Source organism: Agrobacterium sp. NPDC090273, from assembly GCF_044772305.1.
Classification (GTDB): domain Bacteria; phylum Pseudomonadota; class Alphaproteobacteria; order Rhizobiales; family Rhizobiaceae; genus Agrobacterium.
Genome location: NZ_JBIVYN010000004.1, coordinates 251170 through 272569, shown reverse-complemented (window position 1 = coordinate 272569; position 21400 = coordinate 251170). Strand labels below are relative to the sequence as shown.

The 21400-nt window shown below is 58.0% G+C and carries 22 protein-coding genes; 16 read left to right on the top strand and 6 right to left on the bottom strand.

Annotated features, from left to right (window positions below):
• Positions 1–36: 36 nt before the first annotated feature.
• The 6 genes from ACIQT8_RS13365 to ACIQT8_RS13340 all read left to right on the top strand — a co-directional run bounded on the left by ACIQT8_RS13365 (position 37) and on the right by ACIQT8_RS13340 (position 4142).
• Positions 37–1185, top strand: a complete 1149-nt coding sequence (locus ACIQT8_RS13365) for a cell wall hydrolase (protein ID WP_400965927.1) — start codon at positions 37–39, stop codon at positions 1183–1185.
• Positions 1186–1455: 270 nt separating this feature from the next.
• Positions 1456–1821, top strand: a complete 366-nt coding sequence (locus ACIQT8_RS13360; RefSeq protein ID WP_400965924.1) for an AtpZ/AtpI family protein — start codon at positions 1456–1458, stop codon at positions 1819–1821.
• A gap of 64 nt (positions 1822–1885) precedes the next feature.
• Positions 1886–2635 (top strand): F0F1 ATP synthase subunit A, encoded by a 750-nt coding sequence (locus ACIQT8_RS13355; RefSeq protein WP_138794684.1) that lies wholly within the window; start codon positions 1886–1888, stop codon positions 2633–2635.
• A 72-nt stretch (positions 2636–2707) separates the two neighbouring features.
• Complete coding sequence (locus ACIQT8_RS13350; protein WP_138794685.1) at positions 2708–2935, top strand: F0F1 ATP synthase subunit C; 228 nt, start codon at positions 2708–2710, stop codon at positions 2933–2935.
• Positions 2936–3015: 80 nt separating this feature from the next.
• Positions 3016–3654 (top strand): F0F1 ATP synthase subunit B, encoded by a 639-nt coding sequence (locus ACIQT8_RS13345; protein WP_138794686.1) that lies wholly within the window; start codon positions 3016–3018, stop codon positions 3652–3654.
• 2 nt (positions 3655–3656) lie between these two features.
• Positions 3657–4142, top strand: a complete 486-nt coding sequence (locus ACIQT8_RS13340) for a F0F1 ATP synthase subunit B (protein WP_138794687.1) — start codon at positions 3657–3659, stop codon at positions 4140–4142.
• A gap of 263 nt (positions 4143–4405) precedes the next feature.
• Here the strand turns inward: ACIQT8_RS13340 and ACIQT8_RS13335 are convergent, their stop codons facing one another.
• On the bottom strand, positions 4406–5059 hold the full coding sequence (locus ACIQT8_RS13335) for a ribonuclease HII (protein WP_262526244.1): 654 nt from the start codon (positions 5057–5059) through the stop codon (positions 4406–4408).
• A 304-nt stretch (positions 5060–5363) separates the two neighbouring features.
• Positions 5364–6521: a PA0069 family radical SAM protein gene (locus tag ACIQT8_RS13330; protein WP_138794688.1), complete on the bottom strand. Its 1158-nt coding sequence runs from the start codon at positions 6519–6521 to the stop codon at positions 5364–5366.
• Between the two features lie 286 nt (positions 6522–6807).
• On the opposite strand from ACIQT8_RS13330, the gene ACIQT8_RS13325 reads away from it, so the two are divergent.
• The gene (locus ACIQT8_RS13325; RefSeq protein WP_138794689.1) at positions 6808–7326 is read left to right on the top strand and encodes a glycosyl transferase; all 519 of its coding nucleotides are present in this window, start codon (positions 6808–6810) and stop codon (positions 7324–7326) included.
• Positions 7327–7351: 25 nt separating this feature from the next.
• On the opposite strand, the gene moaB is transcribed toward ACIQT8_RS13325, so the two are convergent.
• From moaB to ACIQT8_RS13305, 4 genes are all read right to left on the bottom strand, one after another.
• On the bottom strand, positions 7352–7891 hold the full coding sequence (moaB, locus tag ACIQT8_RS13320; RefSeq protein ID WP_138794690.1) for a molybdenum cofactor biosynthesis protein B: 540 nt from the start codon (positions 7889–7891) through the stop codon (positions 7352–7354).
• A gap of 27 nt (positions 7892–7918) precedes the next feature.
• A complete protein-coding gene (locus ACIQT8_RS13315; protein WP_400965917.1) occupies positions 7919–8797 on the bottom strand; it encodes a 4-(cytidine 5'-diphospho)-2-C-methyl-D-erythritol kinase in 879 nt (292 codons plus the stop codon).
• Positions 8798–8803: 6 nt separating this feature from the next.
• Positions 8804–10687 (bottom strand): tetratricopeptide repeat protein, encoded by a 1884-nt coding sequence (locus tag ACIQT8_RS13310; protein ID WP_178340717.1) that lies wholly within the window; start codon positions 10685–10687, stop codon positions 8804–8806.
• A gap of 121 nt (positions 10688–10808) precedes the next feature.
• On the bottom strand, positions 10809–11825 hold the full coding sequence (locus ACIQT8_RS13305; protein ID WP_138794693.1) for a polyprenyl synthetase family protein: 1017 nt from the start codon (positions 11823–11825) through the stop codon (positions 10809–10811).
• 121 nt (positions 11826–11946) lie between these two features.
• On the opposite strand from ACIQT8_RS13305, the gene ACIQT8_RS13300 reads away from it, so the two are divergent.
• The 9 genes from ACIQT8_RS13300 to glyS all read left to right on the top strand — a co-directional run bounded on the left by ACIQT8_RS13300 (position 11947) and on the right by glyS (position 21399).
• Positions 11947–12177 carry a DUF2007 domain-containing protein gene (locus ACIQT8_RS13300; RefSeq protein WP_138794694.1) on the top strand — a complete coding sequence of 77 codons (231 nt, stop codon included), beginning with the start codon at positions 11947–11949 and terminating at the stop codon, positions 12175–12177.
• 5 nt (positions 12178–12182) lie between these two features.
• The gene (locus tag ACIQT8_RS13295; protein WP_400966368.1) at positions 12183–12983 is read left to right on the top strand and encodes a tRNA1(Val) (adenine(37)-N6)-methyltransferase; all 801 of its coding nucleotides are present in this window, start codon (positions 12183–12185) and stop codon (positions 12981–12983) included.
• A gap of 89 nt (positions 12984–13072) precedes the next feature.
• Positions 13073–13942 carry a S49 family peptidase gene (locus ACIQT8_RS13290; protein ID WP_400965912.1) on the top strand — a complete coding sequence of 290 codons (870 nt, stop codon included), beginning with the start codon at positions 13073–13075 and terminating at the stop codon, positions 13940–13942.
• Positions 13943–13967: 25 nt separating this feature from the next.
• Positions 13968–14162 (top strand): NfeD family protein, encoded by a 195-nt coding sequence (locus ACIQT8_RS13285; RefSeq protein WP_138794695.1) that lies wholly within the window; start codon positions 13968–13970, stop codon positions 14160–14162.
• 101 nt (positions 14163–14263) lie between these two features.
• A complete protein-coding gene (locus ACIQT8_RS13280) occupies positions 14264–15220 on the top strand; it encodes a glycine--tRNA ligase subunit alpha (RefSeq protein ID WP_262524692.1) in 957 nt (318 codons plus the stop codon).
• An 84-nt stretch (positions 15221–15304) separates the two neighbouring features.
• Positions 15305–15856, top strand: a complete 552-nt coding sequence (locus ACIQT8_RS13275) for a LemA family protein (RefSeq protein WP_400965908.1) — start codon at positions 15305–15307, stop codon at positions 15854–15856.
• Positions 15857–15907: 51 nt separating this feature from the next.
• The gene (gene aroA / locus ACIQT8_RS13270; RefSeq protein WP_400965905.1) at positions 15908–17185 is read left to right on the top strand and encodes a 3-phosphoshikimate 1-carboxyvinyltransferase; all 1278 of its coding nucleotides are present in this window, start codon (positions 15908–15910) and stop codon (positions 17183–17185) included.
• A gap of 24 nt (positions 17186–17209) precedes the next feature.
• Positions 17210–19147 carry a DUF2207 domain-containing protein gene (locus ACIQT8_RS13265; RefSeq protein WP_400965902.1) on the top strand — a complete coding sequence of 646 codons (1938 nt, stop codon included), beginning with the start codon at positions 17210–17212 and terminating at the stop codon, positions 19145–19147.
• A gap of 98 nt (positions 19148–19245) precedes the next feature.
• Positions 19246–21399, top strand: a complete 2154-nt coding sequence (glyS, locus tag ACIQT8_RS13260) for a glycine--tRNA ligase subunit beta (RefSeq protein WP_400965899.1) — start codon at positions 19246–19248, stop codon at positions 21397–21399.
• Position 21400: the final 1 nt, after the last annotated feature.

Genomic DNA, 21400 nt, shown 5'->3' with positions numbered 1-21400 from the left:
GTGTTCGGAGTGCGGGTTTTGCGTTCGAAAAGTGTCATGCGTCGTCGGTCCTTTGCGTCCGTTGAAAAATGGGCTTCGCCCGTTGTGTTCGGCCTGGCCGCCTGGCTAGCCTTTCCGTCATTCGCCGCGCGAGCGGATCTGGCCTCGCTGCTGGCGGGTTTGGACAGGGGAGGCGAACAATGGCGGATGGTGCTGACCAATTCACCGGCCGGTTCAGTCCATAACGCCTCGCTTGCATTTGATGAGGCCAAGGACACAACCCTCTCAGGCAGTGGCATGACCTTGCCGGATGGCCGAAAGGTTGCTTTCGTTACCAACAAGAAGGGTGAGGAAACGTCGCCGGACAGCGACCGCGTCAATCGCTCGGCAAAGAAGGGCCGGGTGGTCGCCACCGAAATCATGCAGCCGCCCAAAGCATTCACTGCCGGTTCCGTTCTCCAGCGCACCAGCATGTTGGATATCGAGCCGTTAAAACGCAAGGACCGCGCCGGTTTCGTGAAATCGAAACGCAGCAAGGACGTGGAACTGGCGTCTTTCTATTTCCGTCGTGAGGAAAAGAAGGCTGACAAATCAGTCTCTCCAATGCTGGCTGAACTGGTGACCAATCGCACGCCGGATATTCTTGCCACCGCTTATGCACCGGCCGAGCCGGATTTTGCCCGCGAGTCGCCGTTTGATGCGATTCTCAAGAAGCCGGATGCGGGTCGCTTTGTGCCCAAAATCGGTGAAGGCGATCACGCCTGGGCCGCGACGGCTCTCCCAGCCGACGTTTTTTCCGCTGCTGAACAGCAGTGCCTTGCGTCCGGCATCTATTTCGAGGCCCGAGGCGAGTCCGTCAAAGGTCAGGCGGCAGTGGCGCAGGTTATCCTGAACCGTGTGCGTAACCCCGCTTATCCCAAGACTATTTGTGGTGTTGTTTATCAGAACCAGGATTGGCGCAATCGCTGCCAGTTTTCCTTTGCCTGTGACAACATCAGGGACCGCGTCAACTCGCAGCGCCACTGGAAGATGGCACGTGAGGTTGCGATGGCGACCACTTCCGGCAAGATCTGGCTGACCGAAGTGGGTTCAGCGACCCATTACCATGCGGTTTACGTGCGTCCCGCCTGGGGCAAGACGATGAAGAAGGTCGGGAGAATCGGCTTGCACGTCTTCTACCGGACGTATGGCGGCGGCTGGAGCTGATAAGCACCCGAAATTGTCGCATTTTTCGTGTCAAAAATGCCGATTCCCGCGACAAACATCACCTGCAAATGCCGATTTTGGTGCAAGTCATTGTTTTTCAATGATTAATTTGTGCTGAATCAAGCGGTGTCAGTGCCTTGACTACAGAAGCCCCTAAAACTATGTTGCGGCCGACTTCAGAGCGGGCTGGAACAGGCTTAATCCGTCACCGTTTACAACTCCAAAGGGTTCTGGCATGGCTGGAACGGAGGAAATGGGCAGGATTTCGAGATGACTAGCAACCGTAACGATAGTCTGGACGAGCGCCGCAAGCGCCTAGCCGATGAACTGGCGAAGGTGAAGGCGGAGGATGAGGCGGAAGAGAGGGCGGAGCGCAACGCAGCCGAAAGCCGAAAAGGCTTTGCGACGGCGATCAAGCTTTCCTCTGAGTTCATTTCGGCCATCTTGGTCGGCGCTATGCTGGGTTATCTTCTGGACTATTTTGCCGGCACGTCGCCGTGGGGGATGATCGTTCTTCTCCTTCTCGGTTTCTGCGCAGGCGTACTGAATGTGTTGCGCGCAGCAGGCATGGTGGCAAAGTCGCCATTGCTGGAGAAGGCGGACAAAAAGGACGAGGGTGGAAAGCACGGTCTGTGACCAGCTTTTCGGATAATTGAGAGATGGTGCCGCTACGCGCGGCGACAGGTAAAGAGGGCAGCCGGTGGCAAACGATCCGACCCATCAGTTCTTGGTGCAGCCGATCATTCCGATCGAAATCGGTGGAGTCGATTTTTCGTTCACCAATGCGTCGCTTTTCATGGTCGCGACCGTCGCAGCCGCTTCAGGCTTTCTGTATTTCGCAACGTCGACGCGCGGTCTGATCCCGACCCGTATGCAGTCCGTCGCGGAAATGTCTTACGAATTCATCGCTTCGATGTTGCGTGAAGGCGCAGGCAAGAAGGGAATGGTTTTCTTCCCCTTCGTGTTCTCGCTGTTCATGTTCGTGCTGACCGCGAACCTTCTCGGCATGTTCCCGTATTTCTTCACGGTTACCAGCCAGATCATCGTTACCTTCGCGCTTGCCTGCCTGGTTATCGGCACGGTCATTGTCTACGGTTTCTACAAGCACGGCCTCCATTTCCTCGGCGTTTTCGCGCCGTCTGGTGTTCCGGCAGCACTCTTGCCGCTTGTTTCGGCAATTGAAGTGATTTCGTTCCTGTCCCGTCCGATCAGCCTCTCCGTTCGTCTCTTCGCGAACATGCTGGCCGGCCACATCACACTTAAAGTCTTCGCAGGCTTCGTTGCATCCATGAGCGCGCTCGGCGCGATCGGTGTCGGTGGCGCAATCCTGCCTCTTCTCATGACGGTCGCCATGACCGCTCTAGAATTTCTCGTTGCCTTCCTGCAAGCCTACGTCTTCGCGGTACTGACATGCATGTACCTGAACGACGCCGTGCACGGTGGTCACTGAGAAGTAAAGTCGCTGGCCCCGGCAATCGGGTGTCAAAAACAGCCGCAAACAACCATTTCGAAGGAGTCTCACATGGAAGCGGAAGCAGCAAAGTTCATCGGCGCAGGTCTCGCATGCCTCGGCATGGCTGGTACGTCTCTCGCACTCGGCCGTATCTTCGGTGATTACCTGTCCGGCGCACTGCGCAACCCGTCTGCTGCTGACAGCCAGTTCGGCCGTCTGGTATTCGGCTTCGCCGTTACGGAAGCTCTGGGCATCTTCTCGCTGCTCGTTGCTCTCCTTCTCCTGTTCGCTGTCTAATATCGGCATCAGGTTTGGATCACGGCTCGCAGATCAGCGTGCCGTGATCCTTCGCATTTGCAGTACCCCTGGAGGTGAGCATGTTCGTGACCGAGGCTTTTGCCCAGTCAGCACCGGCGTCTACTGAAACGACGACGCAAACACCGGCTGCAGGCCACGCAGCCCCGGAAGCAACGCATACGGAAACCGGCGTGGCGCATGGCGCCGAACACGGTTCCGGCGTATTTCCGCCGTTCGACCAGTCGACATATGCATCCCAGCTTCTCTGGCTGGCCATTACGTTCGGCCTTTTCTACGTGCTCATGCAAAAGGTCATCGTACCGCGCGTCGGCAGCATCCTTGAAGATCGCCACGGGCGTATCGCACAGGATCTCGACGAAGCGGCCCGGCTGAAGTCGGAAGCCGACGCAGCCGTCGAAACCTATGAAAAAGAACTTGCTGCTGCACGTGCAAAGGCGAGCTCTATCGGTTCTGCTGCTCGCGACGCCGCAAAGGCGAAAGCGGACGCTGACCGTGTTGCCATCGAGGCAGACCTTGCGGACAAGCTCGCAGCCGCTGAAAAGCGCATTGCCAGCATCAAGGAACAGGCTTTTGCCGACGTCGGTAATATTGCCGAAGAAACCGCGACCGCGATCGTTGACCAGCTGGTTGGCGCCAAGGTCAAGGACACAGACGTTAAGGCTGCTGTTGCTGCCGCTTCGGAAGTGAAGGGAGTCTGATCATGGCGTTTGATGCATCATTTTTCGCTCTCGTCGGTCTCGTTCTCTTCTTCGTGCTGATTGCCTACCTCAAGGTTCCTGGCATGCTGGCGAAGTCGCTCGACGAGCGCGCGCAGAACATCACTGAGGAACTGGCGGAAGCCAAGCGCCTGCGTGAAGAGGCTCAGCATCTGCTGGCCGAGTACCAGCGCAAGCGTAAGGAAGCTGAAGCCGAAGCTGCTGGCATTGTTGCCGCGGCTGAGCGTGAAGCGGCTGCTCTGACGGCTGAGGCCAAGGCAAAGACGGAAGAATTCGTTGCACGCCGTACGGCTCTTTCAGAGCAGAAGATCAAGCAGGCCGAAGAAGACGCCATTGGCGCCGTTCGTTCTGCTGCTGTCGACATCGCGATTGCGGCGTCCGAGAAGCTGATTGCCGACAAGACGACGGCTGCTGCGAAAGCGAAGCTTTTCACCGCCACCATCGGCGAAGTGAAGTCGAAGCTGAACTAAGTTTCCTTCAGTCGTAATGAAAAGAACCCCTCCGGCTTGCCGCGAGGGGTTTTTTGTTTCGCGTACTGGCGATGCGCCAGATATGTTCGCGACCGTCTATAAACAAGCGGATTGCGGCGAGCGGTCATCTGTTGTCGCGATGAAGACGTGTCCGCACCAAACTCAGGGCGCTTCGCCGCTCTGGGCCATAAATGTCATTCGATGAAGGCATCCCTCAAAAGAAGAGCCCAATGATCTACCGGCGGGAACGTCTGCGGTCTGGCTCAGTCCTGGCGCAGTGGCCGGAAGCTCATGCGATGCAATGGGCAGGGGCCATGATCGTCAATGGCGCGCAGATGGGCGGCTGTGCCATAGCCCGCATGCCCCTCGAAGCCATAGGCGGGGTGCACCTGCGCGGCACGCTCCATCATCCTGTCCCTTGTGACCTTGGCAATAATCGACGCTGCGGCAATCGATAGCGAACGGCTGTCGCCTTTAATGACAGCCTTTGACCGGCAGGCGATGCCGGGTGGCATATCGCGTCCATCCGCCAAAACGAGAGATGGCGACACGGGAAGACCGAGCACGGCGCGTCGCATCGCGTCAAGGCTGGCGCGCAGGATGTTCATGTCATCGATCAGTGCTGGACCGGAGGAAGCGATGGAAACAAGCGAGGTTTCCATGATCTGTTTGAACAGCGCTTCTCGTTTTGCCTTGGAAAGCTTTTTTGAATCGTTGAGACCAGACGGAATATTGTCGGGGTCGAGAATAACGGCGGCTGCGACAACCGGGCCCGCAAGTGGTCCGCGCCCGGCCTCATCAGTCCCGGCAACGGGCCACAATCCGCCAGCCTTCGCCTCCAGTTCCAGGGAAAAATCCGGACCAGTGTCCAGCAGGTCGAAAAGAGCGGGAGAATCGGATGCGGTGCGGCGTTTCATGCGGCAGAAACTGGCACACACACCCGATCTCCTGCAAGCCCCCGGAAAGCGAGCGATGGGAAACAACCAGCCGATCAAGGGGCGTGGCGGACTGCATCCACAGGTCTTCATGACCGTGATCCTCCAATGGGGCGGCAGGAGGAGTGATCGCACGCGAGGCGGCGGTTCCGGGGACATTATGACCGGCGCACCAGGGAAAACGCGTCGGACATTTCATTCAGCGTGTCGTGTAAAAGCATTGAGCGATTCAACGCTGACGACATGCGCGATAACAGGCATCTGACGCGGGATATCCCCGCGCAGGTCAAAGTAGAGAAAGCTGTACGCCGGAACCACCCGGCGGTTTGAACAGATCGTCGCGGAGAAGAATGCCGCGACGCACCAGTCCGAGCCGCTTCGTTGCCATTTCGAACCGGCGTCCGATCTGCCAGGCGTAGGGACCTGCGCCCTTCATGCGCTTGCCGAACTCGGCGTCGTAATCCTTGCCGTCGCGCATGGAGCGAACGAGTGACATCACATGCCGGTAGCGGTCAGGATAATTCCGTAGCAGCCAGTCGCGAAACAGCGGGCTGACTTCCAGTGGCAAACGCAACAACACGTAAGACGCCTCTGTGGCACCAGCGGCTTTGCCGGCTTCCAGTATCCGCTCGATCTCGTGGTCGTTGAGAGCAGGGATAACAGGCGCCATCATCACGGCTGAGGGAATGCCTGCGTCCGTCAAAGTCTTGATCGCCTCAAGCCGTTTTGCCGGTGTCGAGGCGCGTGGTTCCATCGTGCGCGCCAGCTTGCGGTCAAGTGTGGTAACCGAGATACCGACCTTGACGAGCCCCTTACTCGCCAGAGGGGCTAGGATATCGATATCCCGTGTAATCAGCGCGGATTTGGTAACGATGGCGACGGGATGATCCGCCTCTGCGAGAACCTCGAGAATCTGGCGCATGATGCGCCATTCGCGCTCGATTGGCTGATAGGGGTCGGTATTGGTGCCGATGGCGATGACACGTGGCTTGTAGCCGGGCTTTCCGAGTTCTCTTTCAAGCAGCTTTGCCGCATCTGGCTTGGCAAACAGTTTCGATTCAAAATCCAATCCGGCAGACAGCCCCATATAGCTGTGTGTCGGGCGAGCAAAACAATAGATGCAGCCGTGTTCGCAGCCGCGGTAGGGATTGATGGAACGATCAAAAGGAATGTCCGGTGACTCGTTACGGGTGATGATAGAGCGTGGCTTTTCGACCTGCACTTCGGTACGGAACTCCGGCATGTCTTCAAGCGTCTGCCAGCCATCGTCGAACACTTCATGCTGCAATTGCTCGAAGCGCCCACCTGGATTGATGCCGGCCGCACGTCCGCGCCGGCGGTCGATCTCGATGCGCAAGCCCGATGCGTCGGCCATCGCGTTGGCAATATCTTGCGTATGGCCAGGCTGAAAGGCAGCCTCGCCCGAAAGCATATGGTCTCTCATCTGGGTGCTCCTTAGAGCGCATGCGCCGAAAAGGCCCATGAAACGCCCTAAACCGTTCCTCGCCGGACAGCGACTTCATCGCCTCTCCGAATGATTAAATTCCTACTGCAAAAAAGAGAACAATACAAGAACAAAATATCGTTGATCGCATATCATACTCGCCGGTTGTGATGCCACGCGGGCAAATATGGCGTCGCGATCGGGCGTTAATTTTAATGGAAGAGATCCTGTTTTCGAAATGCTGGCGCAGTGGCAATTTATTGTGCGATGCGTTAAAGCTATGCACATGTTGACAGTCATTATGGAATGCCGGGATCAGGAACCGGAACTGGCGCACACGCTTTCAGCGCTGGTGACCGGCGCTGTTGAAGGGCTGGTAAGCGATGTGGTGATCCTGGATCACGGTTCGCGCGATGGATCGTCGCGCGTGGCCGATGCCGCTGGCTGCCGTTTTTATGTGCAGTGGGACATCGATGACGTCATGCGCTCTGTCCGCGGCGAGTGGATTTTACTGGTGGAGCCGGGGGCACGTCCACAGACCGGTTGGATCGAAGATATTCTCGAATATGTCTCTATCAACAAGTCGCCAGCACGGTTTTCGCCGTCGCGACATTACAAACGCTCGTTCTTCAGTCGCATAGCGCGGCGTCAGCCGCCTTTGGAATATGGCTATCTCATGCCGAAGAAGCACGCCATGACGATTGCCAAGCCCGGCATGAACCTGTCGCAGCTCGTGCACGCGCAAAAGCCACGCCGCCTGACAGCGGAACTGATACCATCCTGGGTCTTGAGCGCTGCGCGCTAATTGACGAAGAGATCGCTGGTGGCGGTTACGATTTGCCGCGTTTGAGATGTTCATCCAGTCGCGGCATGATTTCCACGAAATTGCATGGCATGTGTCGGTAGTCGAGCTGCGCCTTGATGATGCCGTCCCAGGCGTCTTTGCAGGCGCCGGGCGAACCGGGCAAAACGAAGATGAAGGTGGCATTGGCGACCCCTCCCGTTGCCCTGGACTGGATGGTCGAGGTTCCGATCTTGTCGTAGGAAATGCGGTGGAACACTTCGGAGAAACCGTCCATCCGTTTTTCGAACAGGGGTTCCAGAGCCTCCGGCGTGACGTCGCGCCCGGTAAAGCCCGTGCCACCCGTGGTGATGACGACATCCACGTCGTCCGAAAGCGTCCAGTCGCGTACGGTTTCAAAAATCGCTGACTTGTCGTCCGGCACGATGGCGCGTGCAAAGAGCCGATGACCGGCCTCGGTGATCCGCGCTGCAAGTGTGTCGCCCGACTTGTCGTTTTCCAGCGTCCGCGTGTCAGAAACAGTCAGAACCGCGATGCCGACAGGAATGAAAGGTCTTTCGTTTGTCATGGCATCGTCCTCATTATGGATTGATCGTCAAATCGTTTGCGTGACCTGAAAATACCAGTCCGGTTTCTGGTTCCTAAGGGATATTTCGGCTGCCGTGGCTGCATCAAGAGACTGAAACAGACCAAAGCAGGTCGCGCCGGAACCGGACATGCGGACGATTGTGGCGTGGTGCTGCGCGAGCAAGGCTGAAATCTCAGAGATTTCCGGCAAGAGGGCTCTGGCTGGTGCTTCAAGATCGTTGCGGCTCTCCGCAACGAATGTCAGCCAATCTGCCTGTGGCTTTGCAGGCAGGGCAGGGTTGCTCTTGTTTTCTAACCGTCGGAAAATGTCCGGTGTCGAAACAGCCATCAACGGGTTGGCGAGTACCAGAAAAAGCTTTGGAAGATCGGTGATCACCTCGATTTCTTCGCCGATGCCGCGGGCAATCAGCGACTGGCTTTTAAGGCACATCGGGATATCGGCACCCAGCCGCAAAGCAATCTTTTCAAGCGATGCCGGATCGATTTTTGCATTCCAGTGTCGCAACAGACCGCGCAAGGTCGCAGCTGCATCTGCGGAACCTCCGCCGATACCGGAAGCCACAGGCAGATTCTTTTCAAGATGAATTTCGACGGGTCGTATGTCGGTGCCCGCAAGAGCCTCGCGTAGCAGGTCGCGTGCACGGGTAACGAGGTTGTTGTTACCGTCGCCAGCGCGAAGAACCTCGCCAAACGGACCGGAAATCGAAAAATTGTCCTCTTTCGCATCACGGATGCGAATCACATCGCCTGCTTCGGTGAAGGTCACCAGCGTTTCCAGAAGATGATAACCATCGGCCCGTTGGCCGGTCACATGCAGGGCGAGATTGATCTTGGCCGGAGCGGTTTCGATTGTCTCGACCGCTCCGGAAACGTCATTCGCTTGCATGCCGAGTCAGGATTTCTTGTCCGGATTTGCAGCGGGCGAAGGTGGGGCTGGCGGCGGCGGCGCAGCTTCCTTCTTTGCCGTGTTTTCGGCGTCCTTCTCCAGCGGCGGCAGACCGTTGGCGATCTTTTCCTGGACCTTGGCCTTGTCCACGTCGTCACTGTCGCCGATCAGTGCGCGGTTCCACTGATATACGGCCTCGATCTTGCGGCCAACGCGCCAATAGGCGTCGCCAAGGTGGTCGTTGATGGTTGGATCGCCGGCCTTGAGTTCGATCGCCCGCTCCAGCTCGGTGACCGCCTCATCAAAGGCTCCGAGACGATAATGCGCCCAGCCAAGTGAATCGACGATATAGCCATCGTTCGGACGAAGCTCGACAGCGCGGCGGATCATGTCCATGCCTTCATCGAGATTAACGTTCCGGTCTACCCAGGAATAACCAAGGTAATTGAGAACTTGCGGCTGCTCAGGGTTGAGCTCAAGCGCGCGTTTGAAATTCGGCTCTGCCTTGTCCCATTCCTTCAGGCGTTCGTAAGCGATGCCACGCTGGAAGAACACGGACCAGTCGGACTTCTGTGGCACGGAACCGATGATCTCGATGGCCTTGTCATAGTTTTCCGCCATGGCCTTGTAGTCCTTGGCATCGGAAAGCACGCTGCCATAGGCGAGATAGGAGCGGATATCTTTGGGGTCGGAATCGAGCAGCGACTTCAGGTGCTGGCGTGCTTCGTCAACCTTGCCGGTCTGGGCGAGGGTCAAGCCGAGCTGCAATTCGGAGATGCGATGCATCGGCGAATCCTTAGGCACCTCGCGGTAGAAGGCAATCGCCCGTTCCGGTTGCTTCTGTGCTTCGGAAAGGCCGCCGAGCAGGATCAGCGTATCGGCACTGTTGGGGTCGAGGCCACGCGACGTCTGCAGATAGAGCGTCACGATTTCTTCTGCACCCTCACGGTTGAGCGCGCCGGCAATCGAGAACATGACCGATGCGGCACCCTCGACGGCGTTGGTCACCTGCTGGGTCGGCTTTTCGCCTTTCTCGATCGATTCGCGCAGTGCTTTCAGCGGCGCGTAGTTCGGTGCGAATGTATCGCCAACAGCGATGGCGTCGAGCGCCTTCTGCTTGTTACCGGCTGTCGCCTCGAGACGAGCCAGGGCCATTACGGCACGCATATAGGTGTCGGATGCCGTGGCACCACCCTCGCGGTCGGTCACGGCCTCGTTCAGGCTCTTGCGCGCTGCGTCGATATTCCCGGCAACCAGCGCAATCGCACCGGCATTGTATTTCTGGAAGATCGAAATCCAGCCTGGGCCCTTCATGTTGTTGACGAGTGCCAGTGCCTCCTTCGGCTTGCCGGAGCCGGCACGCGCCCATGCGCTCAACAGCGTGTTGACCATACGGTCCAGATCGTTCGGGCCGGTATATTTCAGGATCTTCTCGGCCTTCGCGAATTCCTTGTCCTTGATCGCATCAAGGGCCCGCACGATGGTCGTCACGCGCTCAACCGAGGCGTCCTCCTTCAGCGTGTCTGCGATTTTTGCGCCAGCCTCAAAGTTGCCACTCAGCAGTTCGGCAATCATCAGTCGTTGGCGAATTTCGGAATTCGCAGGATCGTATTCCAGCGCCTTTTTGTAAAGCGAGATTGCCGTTGCATAGTCCTGATCGACGTCGGCTGTGCGCGCGGCAAGAAAGGCGCCAGAGAAGGTATTCACTTTGCCGGGATCGAAGGTAACGGTCTTTTCTTCCGGTTTCGTCTCCGCGAAGCCGGGTGTTGCACCTGCCCCAATGGTGAGAGCGGCGATAAGAGCCGCGCTGCAAAGAAGACGGAATGCTGGTTTGCGCCGCATGAGGGAACCTTTGCCTTTGTGCAGAAGCACGGAAAAATCAGTTTCCATTGTTTGGTCACGACAGAATGGCTTTTTTGGAGCAGGCCCGCAAGAAATTATGGCCGATTAGCTCTGTCGAAAGCGCCAGACGGGTGAAGGTGTCACCCGCCTTTCAAGGTCGCGGCTTAGATCAGTTCAAACGCTCGATGCAGAAGTCGATGACTTCCAGAAGCGCATTTTTCCAAGGGCTTTGCGGCAACGGAGCAAGCGCGTCACGGGCAATCGTCCCATAGTGGTTGGCGCGGCTGATCGTGTCGCCGAGGCCATTATATTTGGTGATAAGGCCCAGAGCTTTTTCGAGGTTTTCGTCGCTGCTCTCGCCTTTTTCGATCGCCGCGCGCCAGAAAGCCCGCTCATCTTCGGTACCGCGACGATAGGACAGGATAACCGGCAGGGTGATCTTGCCTTCGCGGAAATCGTCACCGGTGTTCTTGCCGAGGTCAGCGGACTTGCCGCCGTAGTCCAGCACGTCGTCAACAAGCTGGAACGCAAGTCCAAGGTTCATGCCGTAGGACTTCAGCGCGCTGCGGCTTGCCTTGTCCGTTTTGGCGACGATCGGACCCACTTCGGCCGCAGCGGCAAACAGAGCTGCCGTCTTGGCGCGAATCACCTGAAGATAATCGTCTTCGGTTGTTTCCATGTTCTTGGCGACAGAGAGCTGCAGAACCTCACCTTCGGCGATCACGGAAGCGGCAGTGGAGAGAACATCCAGCGCTTCCAGCGAGCCGACATCGACCATCATGCGAAACGCCTGGCCGAGCAGGAAGTCGCCGACGAGAACGCTTGCCTGGTTGCCCCAGATCGTGCGCGCAGTGGATTTGCCGCGGCGCAGGTCACTTTCATCCACGACGTCGTCGTGCAGAAGCGTTGCCGTGTGCATGAATTCGACACTGGTTGCCAGCTTGATGTGATGATCGCCCTCGTAACCGAACATCGAGGCGGAAGCCAATGTCAGCATCGGGCGCAGGCGCTTTCCACCGGAAGAGATGAGATGGTTGGCGACTTCCGGAATCATCTGGACATCGGAGCCAGCTCTGGAAAGGATAAGCTGGTTCACCCGTTCCATGTCAGGGCGGGTCAGATCGACAAGCGGCTTGACGGATGCGAGTTTGTTTTTGCTTTCTTCAAGCGGTATGACGACGCCCAAGGGACCGGACTCCTGTTCGAATTTGTATTCGACAATAAAAACTGGCGCTTGTCGCGGCAAGGGGCGAATTGCCGCGAGCCATTCAAAAAGATGGGAATTCAGGAATTAAGCAGGGTTATCCATGAAAGAATTGATCCGTACCAACGATGCCGTGCTGTTGTCCTTCGCTGAAAGTCTTATGAAGGATGCAGGTATTCATTGCTTGATTGCCGACCAGACGATGAGTGTTCTTGAAGGATCACTCGGGTTGTTGCCCCGCCGGTTTCTGGTGGAAGAGGACCGCGCCGATGAGGCGCGTCAGATTTTCGTGGATGCCGGCCTTGGCGACGAGTTGCGGGAAGAGAAAGCGTGACAGGCGTGTCAGGCGAGAAATCCGAAACAATCGACGCTTTTCACCGTGGCCGCTTTCATGTTCTCCAGCCAAAGGGCAGGGGCCATCGGGCCGGCATGGACGCAATGCTTCTTGCCTCGCTGGTCGCCGATGGAAAGTCGTGTCGCGTTGCCGATCTTGGTGCAGGTGCGGGGGCTGCCGGCATGGCGGTTGCCGCGCGGCTGGAAAAGGCCGAAGTAACGCTGTTCGAGCGTTCACCTGAAATGGCGGAGTTTGCGCGCCGCAGCCTGGCCCTGGCGGAAAACGCGGCATTTTCCGCGCGTGTTTCAGTCCAAGAGGCGGATGTTACTTTGCGGGCCAAAGCCCGTGCGGAAGCTGGCCTGCTGAACGAGCATTTCGACCACGTCATCATGAACCCGCCTTACAACGATGCCGGCGACCGGAAGACGCCGGATGCGCTGAAGGCTGAAGCGCATGCCATGACGGAGGGATTGTTCGAAGACTGGATCAGGACGGCCGGTGCGATTACGGTGTCGGGTGGGCAGCTTTCGCTTATTTCCCGGCCGCAGTCGGTGGCCGAGATCATTGCCGCCTGCGGCCGCCGTTTCGGCGGCATGGAGATTACTCTCATTCATCCCCGCCCGGGAGAAGATGCCGTCCGCATGCTGGTCACAGCCATAAAGGGGTCTCGGGCGCGACTGTCCTTTCGGGCGCCACTTGTCATGCATCAGGAGGATAACCACGCCTTCACATCCGTCGTAGATGACCTGAATAACGGCCGTATCGCTTATGTCCGCAACATCAACACAATGGGTCGCAACAGATAAATATCGCAAACCCACTGCGTTAGAACCATTGTGTTTTCCGGCGCGATACATACATCGGTTCGGAACAGAGTGGTTTGAGTGAGGATTTAATGGCCGGTTTTCTGAAGCGTCTGGTGCCGAAGCGGTTTCGCAAGCAGGAGACGGTTATTCCCGTGGTGCGCATGCATGGTGCGATCATGGCCGGTGGCAGCCAGTTCCGGCCTGCTCTCAACCTCGCGTCCTACGCGCCGCTTCTGGACAAGGCGTTTTCCATCAAGGACGCGCCTGTTGTCGCCATCTCGCTCAACTCGCCGGGCGGTTCGCCGGTGCAGTCGCGTATGATCTACAATCGCATCCGCCAGCTTGCCGAGGAAAAGAACAAGAAGGTTCTGATCTTCGTCGAGGACGTCGCGGCCTCCGGCGGCTACATGATTGCGCTGGCTGGTGATGAGATCATCGCCGATCCGACATCCATTGTTGGCTCCATCGGCGTGGTTTCCGGCGGCTTCGGTTTTCCCGATATGCTGAAGAAGATCGGTATCGAGCGACGCGTTTACACGGCCGGTGAAAACAAGGTCATCCTCGATCCGTTTCAGCCTGAAAAGGAGGGCGATATAGAGTATCTGAAGTCACTTCAGGTCGAAATCCACAATGTTTTCATCGATATGGTGAAGATGCGCCGTGGCGCGAAGCTGAAAGATGAGCCGACGATTTTCTCGGGACTGTTCTGGACAGGTATGCGTGGCCTTGATCTCGGCCTGATCGACGGGCTCGGCGATATGAAGGATGTCCTGCGCCGTCGTTACGGCGACAAGGTGAAGCTGCAGCTCATTTCCGGTGCGCGTTCCCTGTTCGGCAAAAAGGTGCCGGGCGTTGATGCCGCTCTTGGCATGAATGCCGAACGTCTCGCCGCAGGTGCGGTGTCGGGGCTTGCCGAGGTCGCCGAAGAAAAGGCATTGTGGTCCCGTTACGGCCTATGATGTTTCGGGAATAAAGCTTTTTCTGATGGCACAGCTCATTACAATTTTCATTCTGGTGGTTGGGGCCATCATTCTCTATCGCCGCTTCGTCAGCGACGCGCAAAAGCTGACGGCGAAGTCTCGTCAGCGCGAAAAGGAACGCGAAACCGGAGCGATCGGTACGCTCGTCAAGGACCCTGAAACCGGCGAATACCGTGTGAAACGAGAAGACGAGCCGTAAGCGGGCACCAAGGTGCATAAATCCTTGACCCCTTGGCTTTGGCATGGCACCTGTCCGCATCCGAAGTAAGTCAATGCTTACTTACCCTTTTTAGAGCTGCGATGACTGCAATGACCGATGTTCCAGACCATATGAACCCCAAGCGTTCTTTTCAGGCGCTGATCCTGACGCTGCATAACTACTGGGCCGACAAGGGCTGCGCGGTTCTGCAGCCTTACGATATGGAAGTGGGCGCCGGTACATTCCATCCTGCAACGACGCTGCGCGCGCTTGGGCCGAAGCCGTGGAAGGCAGCCTACGTGCAGCCGTCGCGGCGTCCTTCTGACGGTCGTTACGGTGAAAACCCGAACCGTCTGCAGCATTATTATCAGTATCAGGTCATCTTGAAGCCGAACCCGTCCAACCTCCAGGAACTCTATCTCGGTTCGCTGAAGGCCATCGGCCTTGATCCGCTGCTGCACGATGTACGTTTTGTCGAAGACGATTGGGAAAGCCCGACGCTGGGTGCCTGGGGTCTGGGTTGGGAGTGCTGGTGCGACGGCATGGAAGTGTCGCAGTTTACCTACTTCCAGCAGGTGTGCGGCATCGAATGCTCCCCGGTTGCCGGCGAACTGACCTACGGTCTGGAGCGTCTGGCGATGTATGTTCAGGGCGTTGATAACGTCTATGACCTGAACTTCAACGGCCGTGAGGGCGACGAGAAGATCTCCTATGGTGATGTCTTCCTCCAAGCGGAGCAGGAATATTCGCGCCACAACTTCGAATTCGCCGATACGGCCATGCTGCATCGTCACTTCATCGACGCGGAAAAGGAATGCCAGGCCCTGCTCGCGGCGGGTGCACCGGGCGATTCCGGCGCTCTGCACAAATGCGTTCTGCCTGCCTATGACCAGTGCATCAAGGCAAGCCATGTCTTCAACCTGCTCGATGCGCGCGGCGTCATTTCGGTGACTGAACGTCAGAGCTACATTCTGCGGGTGCGGACGCTGGCAAAGGCATGCGGCGAAGCTTTCCTGCTGACGGATGCAGGTGGTGCGAACTGGAACAAGGCTGCCTGAGGATTTATGATCGTCAGGTGATGACGGCGGTTCAGACACGCACTATCGTGTCACCCGCCAAGGTTTCATGAGGGGGGATCTGAAATGTTCATCACGCTGGCAATCATCGCGGCGATCGTGCTTTATGTGGTCTTCATCTATAACGGCCTCGTCAAGGCGCGGCAGATGAAGGAAGAGGCGTGGTCCGGCATCGACGTGCAGTTGAAGCGCCGCGCTGACCTGATCCCCAACTTGATCGAGACTGTCAAGGGTTACGCCGCACATGAAAAGAGCACCTTCGAGGAGGTGATCGCCATGCGCAACCGCGCACAGGCCGTGCCTGCTGGCGATGTGGAAGGCCGCGCCCACGCGGAAGGCCTGCTGTCGCAGGCGCTTGGCAAACTCTTCGCTCTGGCGGAAGCCTATCCCGATCTCAAGGCCAACACCAACTTTCTGGAATTGCAGCGCTCGCTTGAGACCATCGAGGGCGAAATCCAGATGTCGCGCCGTTATTACAACGGTGCCGCACGCGATCTGAACGTGAAGGTGGAGAGCTTCCCCTCCAATCTGGTGGCTGGACAGTTCGGCTTTGCAAAAGCCCCTTACTTCGAAATTGAAAACCCGGCCGACCGTGCCGTGCCCACCGTAAAATTCTGACCTTTCCGCCCGTTTTCATCGCGCGGCAGAACCATTGCAGAAAAAAGACCCATGATTGAATTGACCATCACACCGCCCGGCCATCCGCTTTCCGGCAGGGTAGAGCCGCCCGGCTCGAAATCGATCACCAACCGCGCGCTTCTGCTTGCCGGTCTGGCGAAAGGCAAAAGCCGTCTCACCGGTGCCCTGAAAAGCGATGATACGCTTTACATGGCGGAAGCGCTGCGGGCGATGGGCGTCAAGGTCACTGAACCTGATGCGACGACCTTTGTGGTGGAGAGTACAGGTGTTCTCCAGCAGCCGGAGAAACCGCTGTTTCTCGGAAACGCCGGTACGGCGACGCGCTTTCTCACCGCCGCTGCGGCGCTTGTGAACGGGGCCGTCATCGTTGACGGCGACGAACACATGCGCAAACGGCCGATCATGCCGCTGGTCGATGCGTTGAGGTCCCTCGGTATCGAGGCGGATGCGCCAACCGGCTGCCCGCCGGTGACGGTGTGTGGCAAGGGCAACGGCTTCCCGAAGGAAAGCGTCACCATCGACGCCAATCTCTCCAGCCAATATGTCTCGGCGCTTTTGATGGCTGCCGCCTGCGGCGACAAGCCTGTCGACATTATTCTGGCCGGTGAGGAAATCGGTGCGAAGGGTTATATCGACCTGACCACCGCTGCCATGGAAGCCTTTGGCGGCAAGGTTGAACGGGTCAGCAACGCCATATGGCGCGTGCATCCGACCGGTTACAAAGCCACCGATTTTCACATCGAACCGGATGCCTCCGCTGCGACCTATCTCTGGGGCGCCGAACTGCTGACCGGTGGCAGGATCGATATCGGAACACCGGCCGAAAAGTTCACGCAGCCGGACGCCAAGGCCTATGACGTCATGGCACAGTTCCCGAACCTGCCGGCCGAAATCGACGGCTCCCAGATGCAGGACGCCATCCCGACCATCGCTGTTCTGGCTGCATTCAACGAAACGCCGGTGCGTTTCGTCGGCATTGCCAACCTGCGCGTCAAGGAGTGCGACCGTATCCGTGCCGTCTCGCTCGGGCTCAATGAAATTCGGCAGGGACTGGCGCATGAAGAAGGCGACGACCTGATCGTGCACGCCGATCCGGCGCTGGCAGGTCAGACAGTCAAGGCTTCCATCGATACCTTCGCCGATCACCGCATCGCCATGAGCTTCGCACTGGCAGCATTGAAGATCGGCGGTGTCGCCATTCAGAACCCGGCCTGCGTGGGCAAGACCTATCCGGGCTACTGGAAGGCGCTCGCCTCGCTTGGCGTCGATTATAGCGAAAAGGACAGCGCTGCCGAACCGCAGCATTAAATTGGCTTAAGGAGGGTCGCCCCGTTGAAGATCGTCGCCGCAAGACTTCTCGCGCTGTTCGTCTTCCTCGGCGTGGCCTTTCCCGCCTTTGCCGAAGAATTCATTCGCTCCTATCACTCTGTCGTGGAAATCGCCGGGAACGGCGGGCTGACGGTTACGGAAACCATCACGGCCCGTGCGGAAGGTCAGAACATCAAACGCGGAATTTTTCGCGATTTCCCGCTTTATGCGCTGGATGCGAACAACCGGCGCACCAAGGTGGATTTCAACGTTGTGTCCGTCGAGCGTGACGGGGCGCCGGAAAACTGGCGCACCGAAAACATCGATGGCGGTATCCGTATCTACACCGGCAGCGCCGACCGATTTCTGACGACCGGCGACCATATCTTCCAGATCACCTACACGACCGCACGGCAGATCCGTTATTTCGATGACTACGACGAACTGACCTGGAATGTCACCGGCAATGGCTGGCAGTTTCCGATGGGCGAAATATCCGCAACCATTGTTCTGCCGGATGGGGTACGTGCGACCGATACCGCCGTCTTTACCGGCGCTTACGGCGCAAAGGGCTCAGATGCCCGTGTTCTGAACGAAGGAAACGAGGTGTTCTTCGCCTCTTCGCGTCCGTTCTCGGTCGGTGAAGGTATGACCATCGCAGTTAAGTTGCCGAAGGGCGCAATCGCTGCCCCCGATTCTTCGCAGGAAGCGGGCTGGTGGCTGCGCGACAATCTGGCGATCCTTCTTTCGGGCGGTGGGTTGTTGGCCGTCCTGCTCTATTATCTGCGGGCCTGGTTCGCCGTCGGGCGTGATCCGGCCAGAGGTGTTATTGTTCCACGCTGGGATGCTCCGGACGGGCTTTCGCCCGCACTGGTCAATTACGTCGATAACAAGGGCTTCTCTGGCGCGGGCTGGACGGCGCTTTCGGCATCCGCCCTTGATCTTGCGGTCAAGGGCTATGTGGTTCTCGAAGACCTGAAGACGTCCATCGTCATTCGCCGGACTGAGAAACAGCAGGGTGGGGAGCTGCCTATAGGGCAGAAGACGCTGCTCTCTTCCATAGGCGGACCGGGTAAAACGCTGACCATCGACAAGGCGCATGGCACGCAAGTCGAGACCGTTGGAAAACAGTTTCGCGCGGCCATCGAAAAGGAACATCGCGGCAAATACTACAAGAGCAATGCTGGCTACACGATATTCGGCATCATTCTCAGCATCGTCATTGTCGTCGCGACACTGGTGTTTGGGGAACTTGATGAAAGTGCCATCGCCGCTGTCCTGGTATTCGGTTTCTTTGCGTTTTTTTTCAGCATTCTGTCGATTGGTATCGGCAGGCAGTTTTCGCGGGGCGCACCGTTGCGCAAACGGATCGGTGGCATCGTCATGCTGGCTTTCGCCGGTTTTGTCGCCTTCTCTGCTATCGGCGGTATAGCCACTCAGGTGCTGCTGGATGTGACACATGACACGAAGTCGCTGGCGCTTGCCGCGATGGGTGGCATTGTGCTTGTAAACGCTCTTTTCCTTTTCCTGATGGGAGCACCCACGCCGCTCGGTCGCAAGCTGATGGATGGCATCGAAGGGTTGCGCACTTATCTGACGCTCGCCGAAAAGGACCGTATGAACCTGCGCGAAGCGCCAACGATGTCACCGCAGCATTTCGAAACGCTGTTGCCCTATGCGGTGGCGCTCGGTGTCGAAAAGCCATGGAGTCGTACGTTCGAAACATGGCTTGCAACTGCTGCGGCCGGTGCCGCTGTTGCGAGCTATGCGCCCGGCTGGTACGCCGGGGGGCATTACGGCAGTTTCGGCGACCGGATTGGTGGCTTCTCCTCGTCGATGGCAAACACCATCGCCTCCACGATCCCGCAGCCGGTCAGCTCTTCCGGCTCCAGCTTTTCCGGTGGTGGCGGAGGTGGTTTTTCCGGTTCCGGCGGCGGCGGTGGCGGTGGTGGGGGGTGGTAATCCCAGCAGGTGGTAATTTAACCGATTGCTGATGACTTTTGCTGCTGGTCTTGCTAAGTCCGCCACACACTTTTGAAACAGATTAAAGTCCTGATCCCATGCCCGATCTTCTGCTAGAACTCCGCTCCGAGGAAATCCCGGCCCGCATGCAGCGCAAAGCTGCCGGCGATCTGAAGAAACTCGTCACCGATGCGCTGGTGGAATCGGGCCTGACCTATGAGGGTGCGCGCGAATACTGGACGCCGCGCCGTCTGACGCTGGATATTCGTGGCCTGAACGCCCGCTCTGCCGATGTGCGCGAGGAGAAGAAGGGGCCGCGAACCGACGCCAACGAAAAGGCGATCGAGGGTTTTTTACGTGGTGCGGGTCTCAGCAACATTTCGCAGGCGCAGGTCGTTTCTGATCCGAAAAAGGGCGATTTTTACATCGCGATCATCAATAAGCCGGGTCGGCCTGCCGAAGATATCATCGCCGAGGTGATGCCCGGTATCATCCGTTCATTCCCCTGGCCGAAGTCGATGCGCTCCGGATCGGCTTCCATGCCGAAAGGCTCCAGCTACGGCGGAGTCGAGGGCAAAGGATCGGAAAGCCTGCGCTGGGTTCGCCCGCTGCAGTCCATCGTCTGCATGTTCGGCCCCGAACATGACGAGACGCAGGTTATCCCGTTTGCGATCGACGGCATCGTCGCCGGCAACGTGACCTATGGTCATCGCTTCCATGCGCCTGGCCCGATCACCGTGCGCCGCTTCGAGGATTATGTTGCAAGCCTCGAAAAGGCCAAGGTCGTTCTGGATGCAGAACGCCGCAAGGATATCATTCTACATGACGCCAAGGATCTGGCTTTCGCCAATGGTCTGGAGCTGGTGGAAGATGAGGGCCTGCTGGAGGAGGTCTCCGGTCTCGTTGAATGGCCGCAGGTGCTGATCGGCACCTTCGAGGAAGATTACCTGCAGATCCCGGCAGAAATTATCCGCCTGACGATCAAGACCAACCAGAAGTGTTTCGTAACCCGTCCGCAGGGTGCGACCGAAGGGCTCTCCAACCGTTTCATTCTGGTGTCGAACATTGAAGCCATCGATGGCGGCAAGGAAATCATCCACGGCAATGGCAAGGTCGTGCGCGCCCGTCTTTCAGACGCCAAGCATTTCTGGACCCGCGACCAAGGTGACCTGCCGGACCTCGATACGCTCAAGGATTCCGCTGCCAAGTTCGGTCTCGATCTCAAGAAGCCGCTCGATCAGCGTATGGCCAAGCTCGACGCGCTCAACGTTACCTTTCATGCCAAGCTCGGTTCGCAGGGTGAACGCGTTGCGCGTATTCGCGGTCTGGCCAAGCAGCTTGCGCAGATCGTTGGTGCCGATGCCGCGCTCGTGGACCGTGCTGTCGTTCTTGCAAAAGCAGATCTGCGCACGGAGGCTGTCGGTGAGTTCCCTGAACTTCAGGGCTTGATGGGCCGAAAATACGCAACCCTGCAGGGTGAGGACGAGAGCGTCGCCACGGCAATTGAAGATCACTACAAGCCGCAGGGTCCGTCGGACCGGGTACCGCAGGATAAGGTGGCGATCGCAGTCGCTCTGGCAGACAAGCTGGACACGCTGGTCGGCTTCTGGGCAATCGATGAGAAGCCGACGGGTTCGAAGGACCCCTATGCACTTCGTCGTGCCGCCCTGGGCGTCGTGCGCATCATCTTGGAGCGCAACGTCAGGCTGCCGCTGTTGAGCGTCGTCAAGGATGCGGATCTTCTGACGTTCTTCCATGATCGTCTGAAAGTCTACCTCCGTGATCTCGGCGCACGTTACGACCTGATCGAAGCGGTGCTGACGCCGGAGTCCGATGATCTGCTGATGGTTGCCCGCCGTGTCGAGGCGCTGACGGCTTTCATTACCGGTGAGGATGGCAAGAACCTGTTGGCAGGCACCAAGCGCGCCACGCAGCTTCTCGCAGCCGAGGAAAAGAAAGGCACCGTGGTTGCCGATGGCGTGGCGGAAGAGCTTCTGAAGCTCGACGCAGAAAAGGCGCTTTACGCGGCGATAAAGTCTGCGTCCGCCGATGCCGCCAAGGCAGTTGCGGGTGAAGACTTCCGCTCAGCCATGCAAGCCCTTTCGACGCTGCGCGCTCCCGTTGACAAGTTCTTCGAAGATGTTCTGGTCAACGATGAAGACGCGGCCATCCGTGCCAACCGTCTGGCGTTGCTCAAGGCCATCCGCGAAGCCACCGGCACGGTTGCCGACTTCTCCAAGATCACGGGTTAAG

Coding starts and splice junctions, on each gene's coding strand:
- ACIQT8_RS13335 (WP_262526244.1), bottom strand. CDS start 5,059: ATGAAACGCCGCACCGCATCCGATTCTCCCGCTCTTTTCGACCTGCTG.
- ACIQT8_RS13285 (WP_138794695.1), top strand. CDS start 13,968: ATGGCACAGCTCATTACAATTTTCATTCTGGTGGTTGGGGCCATCATT.
- ACIQT8_RS13365 (WP_400965927.1), top strand. CDS start 37: ATGCGTCGTCGGTCCTTTGCGTCCGTTGAAAAATGGGCTTCGCCCGTT.
- aroA (WP_400965905.1), top strand. CDS start 15,908: ATGATTGAATTGACCATCACACCGCCCGGCCATCCGCTTTCCGGCAGG.
- ACIQT8_RS13315 (WP_400965917.1), bottom strand. CDS start 8,797: ATGCAAGCGAATGACGTTTCCGGAGCGGTCGAGACAATCGAAACCGCT.
- ACIQT8_RS13280 (WP_262524692.1), top strand. CDS start 14,264: ATGACTGCAATGACCGATGTTCCAGACCATATGAACCCCAAGCGTTCT.
- ACIQT8_RS13340 (WP_138794687.1), top strand. CDS start 3,657: ATGGCGTTTGATGCATCATTTTTCGCTCTCGTCGGTCTCGTTCTCTTC.
- ACIQT8_RS13310 (WP_178340717.1), bottom strand. CDS start 10,687: ATGGAAACTGATTTTTCCGTGCTTCTGCACAAAGGCAAAGGTTCCCTC.
- ACIQT8_RS13350 (WP_138794685.1), top strand. CDS start 2,708: ATGGAAGCGGAAGCAGCAAAGTTCATCGGCGCAGGTCTCGCATGCCTC.
- ACIQT8_RS13325 (WP_138794689.1), top strand. CDS start 6,808: ATGTTGACAGTCATTATGGAATGCCGGGATCAGGAACCGGAACTGGCG.
- ACIQT8_RS13345 (WP_138794686.1), top strand. CDS start 3,016: ATGTTCGTGACCGAGGCTTTTGCCCAGTCAGCACCGGCGTCTACTGAA.
- ACIQT8_RS13275 (WP_400965908.1), top strand. CDS start 15,305: ATGTTCATCACGCTGGCAATCATCGCGGCGATCGTGCTTTATGTGGTC.
- ACIQT8_RS13330 (WP_138794688.1), bottom strand. CDS start 6,521: ATGAGAGACCATATGCTTTCGGGCGAGGCTGCCTTTCAGCCTGGCCAT.
- ACIQT8_RS13300 (WP_138794694.1), top strand. CDS start 11,947: ATGAAAGAATTGATCCGTACCAACGATGCCGTGCTGTTGTCCTTCGCT.
- glyS (WP_400965899.1), top strand. CDS start 19,246: ATGCCCGATCTTCTGCTAGAACTCCGCTCCGAGGAAATCCCGGCCCGC.
- moaB (WP_138794690.1), bottom strand. CDS start 7,891: ATGACAAACGAAAGACCTTTCATTCCTGTCGGCATCGCGGTTCTGACT.
- ACIQT8_RS13290 (WP_400965912.1), top strand. CDS start 13,073: ATGGCCGGTTTTCTGAAGCGTCTGGTGCCGAAGCGGTTTCGCAAGCAG.
- ACIQT8_RS13360 (WP_400965924.1), top strand. CDS start 1,456: ATGACTAGCAACCGTAACGATAGTCTGGACGAGCGCCGCAAGCGCCTA.